Below are 7672 nucleotides of genomic sequence, written 5' to 3'. Positions count from 1 at the left end.
TTTCTGGGAATTTTTAATTCCTAAATTTTCTTTAATATCTGCGGAATGTGGGTTTAAACACTCTACTCTGTCAAAACAGGGTAAGGAATTGGTATTTACCCATGATGAACGAGGTGAGATTTTTCGAGTGGCAGTCAACCGAAACCAGTCGGGTGAGCTTGAGTATTCAGCAATTAATGTGGGGGAAATAGATTCTCTTGACCTCAGCTTTTGGCAAGAAGCAGAGCGCGTATTGCAACAAATGATATCAGAAGCAGAGCGACAATCAAGAAGACAGACTGAAGGAATATCTCTCTAGCTGATGGCGCAACTTGATACTGAGAAAGCTGAATCAAGAGCGGTGTCGCCACTGCAAAAAATGCACCTAAACTAATGAACTTAGTCAATGTAGGAGAAGTAATCGGGAGCATTGACATATTTATTACGGTCAAGTTTAATGGCTTTGTTGCGGTCAGCAGTGGCTTGCTTGTAGTCTTTTTTGTTGTAAGCTAACCCTCGGTAGTAGTAAGCGTCGGCATTTTCAGGATTAAGTTTAATGGCTTTGTTGTAGTCATCAATGGCTTTGTTGTAGTCATCAATGGCTTTGTTGTAGTCTTTTTTGTTGTAAGCTAACCCTCGCTGGTAATAAATTAACCCTCGCTGGTAGTAAGCGTTGGCATTATTAGGATCAGGTTTAATGGCTTTGTTGTACTCATCAATGGCTTTGCTGTAGTCATCAACGGCTTGGTTGTAGTCAGCAGTGGCTTTTTTGTAGTCTTTTTTGTTGTAAGCTAACCCTCGGTAGTAGTAAGCTGACCCTCGGTAGTAGTAAATTGACCCTCGCTGGTAGTAAGCGTTGGCATTATTAGGATCAGGTTTAATGGCTTTGTTGTACTCATCAATGGCTTTGCTGTAGTCATCAACGGCTTGGTTGTAGTCAGCAGTGGCTTTTTTGTAGTCTTTTTTGTTGTAAGCTAACCCTCGGTAGTAGTAAGCTGACCCTCGGTAGTAGTAAGCGTTGGCAACGTTAAAGTCAAGATTCAGGACTTGCTTGTAGTCATCAATGGCTTTGTTGTAGTCATCAATGGCTTTGTTGTAGTCTTTTTTATTGTAAGCGAACCCTTGGTAGTAGTAAATTGACCCTCGCTGGTAGTAAACTTGGGCAATACTTTCGCGCAGTTGAAATTGCCAAGACGCATATCCCATTGACACAATAACACCAGCCACCAGTAATATGTTTTTGAACTTGCCTTTCTGTACTATTCGCGGATCGCTATAAGTAGTTGCTAAATTTATTTGAGTATAGGAATTTGCAAAGTGCTGACGTAGCAGGTCATGCATGAAGCGATAGCTGCCGCCTACTTGTTGCAAAAATAGGTGATCGGTACAATATTTGAGGAACTTGGCATAGTTCCAAGGAATGTAGCCGCTAGACCAAAGAATCACACGTAGCACAAAATGCTTAATTGCAGGTATTCCGCTTCTGAGTATTCCAAGAAATATCCCAACTAATATTCCATCTCGTAGACTATCAATTAATAAATTATAATTATTTAGATATTGGATTCTTGGAACGCTAAGGATTATTAATACAGTAGGTAAAGAAGTAACTGTTGATATCTTTATAGTATTAATAACTGATTGTTTAATACCTTGGTTTGGAAAAATTTTATTTTCAATATTCAGTCCATTTATTCCAGAAAACAGCCCAAAAATAAACCCAGAAATTAGCCCATAAATCAGCCCATAAATCAGCCCATAAATCAGCCCATATTTCAACTTACTCAGATTATAAGACACACCATAAGACATACCATAATTCATACCAAAATATATACCAAAAGTCACCCCAAAAATTAGCCCTAAAATTAGCCCTTTTAAAGACTTTTTAGGAGAGAAGTTTAGAGTTTCAATTGTCTCAATTTTATTTCCAATAATTCCGAAAATCAGCCCAGAAATCAGCCCAGAAATCAACCCAGAAATCAACCCAGAAATCGGCTTATAAATCAACCCATAAATCAACCCAGAAATCAGCCCAGAAATCAGTCCTAAAATCAGTCTATTTCTGATTATTTTAGGATTTTTTTTAAATGGATTAATTAAAATAATTCTTTTTTCAATTTTATTTTCTATAGAATCACCAATTAGTCCATAAATTAACCCGATATTCAACCAGCAAATCAGTTCAGTTTTCAACCTAGAATACAGTTCAGCATTGCTCAAATTAAAAATAGGAAATGGAAATAACCAAGAATATTTCAGCCCAGAAATCAACGCTCCTATAATTCCCCATACAAGCAAATTATAAATAATTTTTTGTCCTCTATTTTTCAACAAATCAGGCTGCATTTTCTCAATCAAAAACTCAGTGGTATTCTCCTCAATTAACCGATGCGCCAACCAACCTAACCAACGTTGAGTATTTTCCTGCTTAGGCTGTTTATCCTTACTCTTACGTTTGAACATCCTATAAATATAAGCATCAAATAGATAACTTAAACGCTTCTCAGAAGATTTGATCTGTTTCCAAGTTTTTATTGATATTTCTTGAGCAGAGAGTACAATAATATTTAACAAAAGTGGTGTCTTGGCTAATTGGCTTAAATCAGCATCATCAATAATACTGTTGCATAGTTCTGAGTGACCTGTATTTTCTAAATATTGACGAACTTGTTGATGAGAAAAAGGATACAATTCTAAAGAATTATTTAGTTGTAATGAAGTTGTATAACGCTCATACTCTTGAATGCGACTACAAACAATTACAGGAACATCCCAAATAGAAGGATGTAAAAACTGATTAATTTTGAGTACACACTTTTCTTGACGTTCTGCCACTAGTTCGTCTAACCCATCTAAAAGCGGTATAATTTTTTTGTTTTCTATACACCATTTACCAATGTATTTTCGCAGACCATATTTGTTTTTAAGCTGGTCAACTAACCAATCTTTTATATTTTGATTATCATTTTTCCAAGAAGATAAAGAAAATAGTACTGGGACAGGATCTGTTGAATTATCTTTAGCCCGTTTTACTAACTCTTCTGCTAGCTTAAGGAGCATAGTAGTTTTTCCTGACCCTGGTTGTCCCAAAATTAATAATCTTCCGGCAACATGTTTTTGGTCAAAAACCTTAATAATGTCTGTATTATCTAATCTAATTTTACGTCGGGAATCAACTTTGATTTCACTTGAATAAGGTAATTCAGTCTGTTCTGGGTTTCGCTCTACATCCAGAACAATATAAACTCGATTGTGAAGAGAACTGTCTATCCGGTTTTCAACTTCCCGATTAACATATTCTAAAAATTTCTGTCGAATTTGAGAATATTTTGCTGATGCTTCATTACTACTCTGGTGTCTAAAATTGAATATATTGAATATATTGAATATTAAGTTACGATTACCTTGGAAATAATTTCCTTCAATGCGCTCGTTATAATTACCTTCTTCAATATCGATACGGTGATTCTCAGACTCGTTATTCTCTGTCATAGTTTAATCTCCGTTAGTCTCTTTGATCTCTAGCAAAGTAAACGTGTAAGAAAAGTAGAATCATATTTAACTACTCTTAGTTTTCTGCCAATCCTCTAATGCACCAATAACAAAACTAGCAGCAGGATGATTAAGCAGTTGCGCCAAAGCCTGAACACCACCAGCCTTTAAAGCACTAGTGATCCGTTGTGCCAAAGTAGGATTATTTTCAATAGCCTTAATAGTTTCGGCGGCTACTTGCATTTTGCCCAAAGTCGTATCAGTAGGATTAGATTTATCTAACTGTTCTAGAAGCTTTTGAATTTCAGCAGCAGCTTCAGCAAGGTTTTGTTGCTTGCTAGCAGCGTAATAATTCCCTTGGATATAATTACCTTCAATACGCTCGTTATAATTGCCGCTACCGATATGAATATTGCGGTTTCCAGTCATATCCGATTTTTGCTCCTTGTTAGAGAATAAAGTTTTAGAGTTATTTCGGATGCGTGATTTTGGAGTTAAAGATTCTGGTTTGCTATTGAGGTCAATATTGTTACAACCAAAATCAAAAGCATCTTTATAACTTTGCCCAGCACCAAGAGCGTCATAGAATGCTTTAGAAAAATGAATAGCAGCAATATCAGTGATGGCACGTTTCATGCCAATAACACAATTGATGTGTTGGAAAATTGCTTCTGCTTGAGTTTCTGAATAACAGGCATTGAGCAACACACACTCAACTGTGTCTTGAAATAACTTGAAGAAATTGCTCAATGATTCCGTACTAACCAATTGCGCGTGACCGGAGTTATCCTCCAATACTATGCCGTCAGTTCCATCCCCATGACCAGAAAAATGTACAACTTGTGGAGAGTGATCCAACAGTGCGCGGCGTAAATCGTCAATCCTCACAGCCAATCTGGGAATGAGTTCAAATTCTTCCCTGTGTCTGGAACGCTCCAATGCAGATTGGATTTCCCTCACTTCCTCGTCTAGACGAAGCTTATTTGTATTGAGAGGATTGGCTGATAAAAGCAAAATTTTTTTTATACTTCTAACCATAGCATCATGCTTGGGGCGATAACAAACCAATGCGAGCCAAAATCTCGCTGCTGACTCGCTCTCCTGATTCCAGTGCCGATTCCATCCCATCAGATGCGATCGCAGTATGTTCGCCTGCAAAGTAAATTCGCTGCCAGGGTTTAGCCATTTTGTCTTGAAATCGCTGGATTTGTCCGGGGGCAAAGTGGGAATAAGCGCCCAGAGCATAGGGATCGCGTCCCCAAGAAACAACGCGCAGAATCTTGACATTTTCCTCTATTCCAGGGCGAATTCGCGTCAGTTCCGAGGTAACATATTTAGCTAATGCGTCTGCACTCATGGCATCCAACTGTTTGGCATTATTTCCAGTTGCCCAGCAGACTAAGCTTTGCACCCGCCCCTGCTCGTCTCGAATCGGCAACACACTTTCAAGTAGTGAGTCTGTCCACATCCTCAGCGGATAGCCATCAGTTTCCCAGAATGGATGACCAACCTGAAAGCGAATCTGTGTTACTGCTGTGTAGGGCAATTCCTGCACCGCCTGTGCCTGTATCTTTGGTAATGGTGGGGTAATTTCTACCTGGCGCAGCACCGAAAACGGCAACGTCACTACCGCATAATCAGCATCGAAATTTGAACCATCTGAGCAGTAAACTGTTACACCTGTTGCCTGAGAACGAATCGACTCTACCACTTTGTTTAGCTGCACAGGAGACTTGAGAGAGGCTGCCATCTTTTCTGGCAAACGACTGTTACCACTCTGAATATGCATTGGTTGCTGGCTGCGAGTTTGGGCGCGCTGATCATTCCGTAATGCCCATAGTGCAGAGGTAGTATTCATACTGTTGAATATAGAACCAAGATTAAAGTCGATTAATCGTAAAGCTTCATTTGAGGCACCTTGAGCGCGGAGATACTTGTCTAGGGGAATATCTAGATCTGAATATTTCGGGTTGATCCAAGCGATCGCATTTTCTAGGGGATTGTGTTTGCCCAGGTAATGACTCAGCAATTGTTGGGGAAGCAGAGAGCGTTCGCTCTTTGCTAAGTGGTTGGCAGCAGAAATAGCCCAGTCTTGTGGCAATACTGCTTGCCCTCTAATATACAGCAGCGATTCCTTGTCTAAGCCAAGGCTTGGCTCAGTTGGAACTTGCAAGCGTTTAGCCAGTGCTAACAAGCGCCGATATTTTTCGCCGAAAGCTTGTGCCCCGGCTTCTGGCTTACCGGGGATATCATCTAAGGTATGGACGCGACCACCGACGCGATCGCGTGCCTCTAAAACTGTCACAGACAAACCCTTGGCTTCTAACAACAACGCTGTATATAAGCCAGACAGACCCGCACCGAGAACCAGCACCTCAGTCGGCTTACTTGCCGCCACCACTTGCCCAGATGCCCGACCCATAACCAGTAATGCCAAGGCTGATTGGCTCACTCCCCATAAGAATTCGCGGCGATTCCAGCTTTTCAATATCATGTTTTTATTCGTTTTAAGTTTTGAGTGCCAACTTCCGGCAATGTGGGGTATTGCTGACACTAAAAATTGCTGTTGAAATGTCATTTAAATATATTGTTTCGTAAAAAATAACTAAAAGTAAAATATTGACGCTAGAAACCAAAATCCACCAAAAAATATGCATATTAAAGTTTTGCTTGAACATAAATCTGTCTCCTGAAATCAAGTTCAAATTTTCTGATTATTAATTTCACCAATTGTCTATTAAGCCAGTATGTTACTCGCTCAACTAATAGAGACGGCAATAAAACTTCCATAAAAAATACAAAGTTTGTGAAAGGTGGATTGCTGTTGATTTTCATGTAAATACAAAAACATTTTTGCATGAAAAATAATTAAAGTTTCTCAAAAGAGAGGATTTTTTTTCAAATCTATCTTTTGATAGAGGGTTTTTAGATTATTTATTACTAAATAGACTATCTAACTACAAAAAAATCAAAACAAATTCCGCACTTTTAAAATAAATTCATTGACAGCATTCTGATACCGCACTCCCCCTCGACTCAACTGAAAGCTTCACTTATCCCGCCTGCTATACGGTACATTCAGCAAATCAATTGCCCGTTTCTTGGCAGCTTCCCCGCGCCTATCATACTTACTTGTAGTACTTGGCGACGCATGACCTGCAAGTTTCGCTATCGTGACGATATCTGCACCCGCATCCAATAGATTACCGATAAAAGTTCTTCTAAAATCATGAGGTGTAAAAGCGTCCACCTCGGCTTTTTCCCCTCGTCGCTGCAACGCTCGTAACACACCCTGCTCACTCATCCGTCTCAGTATGATTTTCTTTGCCTTATTTAAGGGATAAAATAGTGCCCCTGGTGCTTTACCTCGAATCAGCAGCCAATCAAGGACTGCTTGCACACCAGCTTCAGGTAAATAGACAATTCGTTCCTTCCGCCCTTTCGCTTCACGTATTGTTAATGACCGAGTGCGCGGCTTGAAATCGCTCAAATCAAGGTAAGTTACCTCACTGCGACGCAACCCAACCGTCAAAACTGCCAGCAGTGCCGCATCCCTCCGGCCCAATGTTGAGTCATCTTGAGTACAATCTGACCACAGCGCAGCAATTTCTTCGGTATCAAGTTCGCGCCCCTTCAATAAACTCTGACCCCGCACCGACTCAATATCAGATGCTCTTCCATACTCATCCGTGGACATTAACCCTAAGCGCCATGCTTCCTTGAGCGTCCGCCGTAATGCACACAACATTTTATTCGCCATTGCTGGACTGTATTTTTCCATCAGCACTGACCTAACTGCGGCTGTGTGCTGGTAACGCAACTTTGACCAATCCAAGGTGCTTGCATCACAAGTGCCACTGGTTAGCAGTTGAGCGATCGCATTTAACGCTTCCCGCATAGTTCGCCGCGAACCTTCACCAAGAGAAGCCAGATATACCTCTGCCGGGTGTAACGTGATGGGCAACGGTTCTGTCAGTGCGAGAGATTCAGGGCTAAAATTGTCAGCGATCGCGCGAGTGTTCACGGCAGTCAATTAGGAGCTTTAAACTAGATCCTCCCTCAAATGTGGCTCCCTGTATACATCCCAGACCCTCCGGATTGCGAGAACTGTTTTCTTGCTGCAATACATATCGGATATGCAGCTGAGAAAAGAAATTACTGCTGTGACAAATATTGTGGAAGCTTATCATAAATTCTC

At 40.4% G+C, this 7672-nt stretch carries 6 protein-coding genes; 2 read left to right on the top strand and 4 right to left on the bottom strand.

Annotation, left to right across the window (positions count from 1 at the left end; all coding sequences use genetic code 11):
- Positions 1 to 298 (top strand): hypothetical protein (locus tag AC5JMF_RS26685; protein ID WP_495798727.1); only part of this gene is annotated, 298 nt, incomplete at its 5' end.
- Between the two features lie 80 nt (positions 299 to 378).
- Here the strand turns inward: AC5JMF_RS26685 and AC5JMF_RS26680 are convergent.
- The 4 genes from AC5JMF_RS26680 to AC5JMF_RS26665 form a co-directional block, all read right to left on the bottom strand.
- Positions 379 to 3474, bottom strand: a complete 3096-nt coding sequence (locus tag AC5JMF_RS26680; protein WP_495798726.1) for a tetratricopeptide repeat protein — start codon at positions 3472 to 3474, stop codon at positions 379 to 381.
- Positions 3475 to 3540: 66 nt separating this feature from the next.
- A complete protein-coding gene (locus AC5JMF_RS26675) occupies positions 3541 to 4512 on the bottom strand; it encodes a CHAT domain-containing protein (protein WP_495798725.1) in 972 nt (323 codons plus the stop codon).
- Positions 4513 to 4516: 4 nt separating this feature from the next.
- On the bottom strand, positions 4517 to 6052 hold the full coding sequence (locus AC5JMF_RS26670) for a flavin monoamine oxidase family protein (protein ID WP_495798724.1): 1536 nt from the start codon (positions 6050 to 6052) through the stop codon (positions 4517 to 4519).
- Positions 6053 to 6523: 471 nt separating this feature from the next.
- Positions 6524 to 7498: a tyrosine-type recombinase/integrase gene (locus tag AC5JMF_RS26665; RefSeq protein WP_495798729.1), complete on the bottom strand. Its 975-nt coding sequence runs from the start codon at positions 7496 to 7498 to the stop codon at positions 6524 to 6526.
- A gap of 49 nt (positions 7499 to 7547) precedes the next feature.
- Here AC5JMF_RS26665 and AC5JMF_RS26660 point away from each other — a divergent pair.
- On the top strand, positions 7548 to 7672 hold a 125-nt coding region (locus tag AC5JMF_RS26660; RefSeq protein WP_495798728.1), incomplete at its 3' end, for a Tn3 family transposase.

The organism is Desmonostoc vinosum (assembly GCF_059505385.1).
This window is presented reverse-complemented; position numbering and strand designations above follow the sequence as displayed.

What these genes read in the sequence shown, in the direction of transcription:
- AC5JMF_RS26680 (WP_495798726.1), bottom strand. Translation starts at nt 3,474, where the DNA reads ATGACAGAGAATAACGAGTCTGAGAATCACCGTATCGATATTGAAGAA.
- AC5JMF_RS26670 (WP_495798724.1), bottom strand. Translation starts at nt 6,052, where the DNA reads ATGACATTTCAACAGCAATTTTTAGTGTCAGCAATACCCCACATTGCC.
- AC5JMF_RS26675 (WP_495798725.1), bottom strand. Translation starts at nt 4,512, where the DNA reads ATGGTTAGAAGTATAAAAAAAATTTTGCTTTTATCAGCCAATCCTCTC.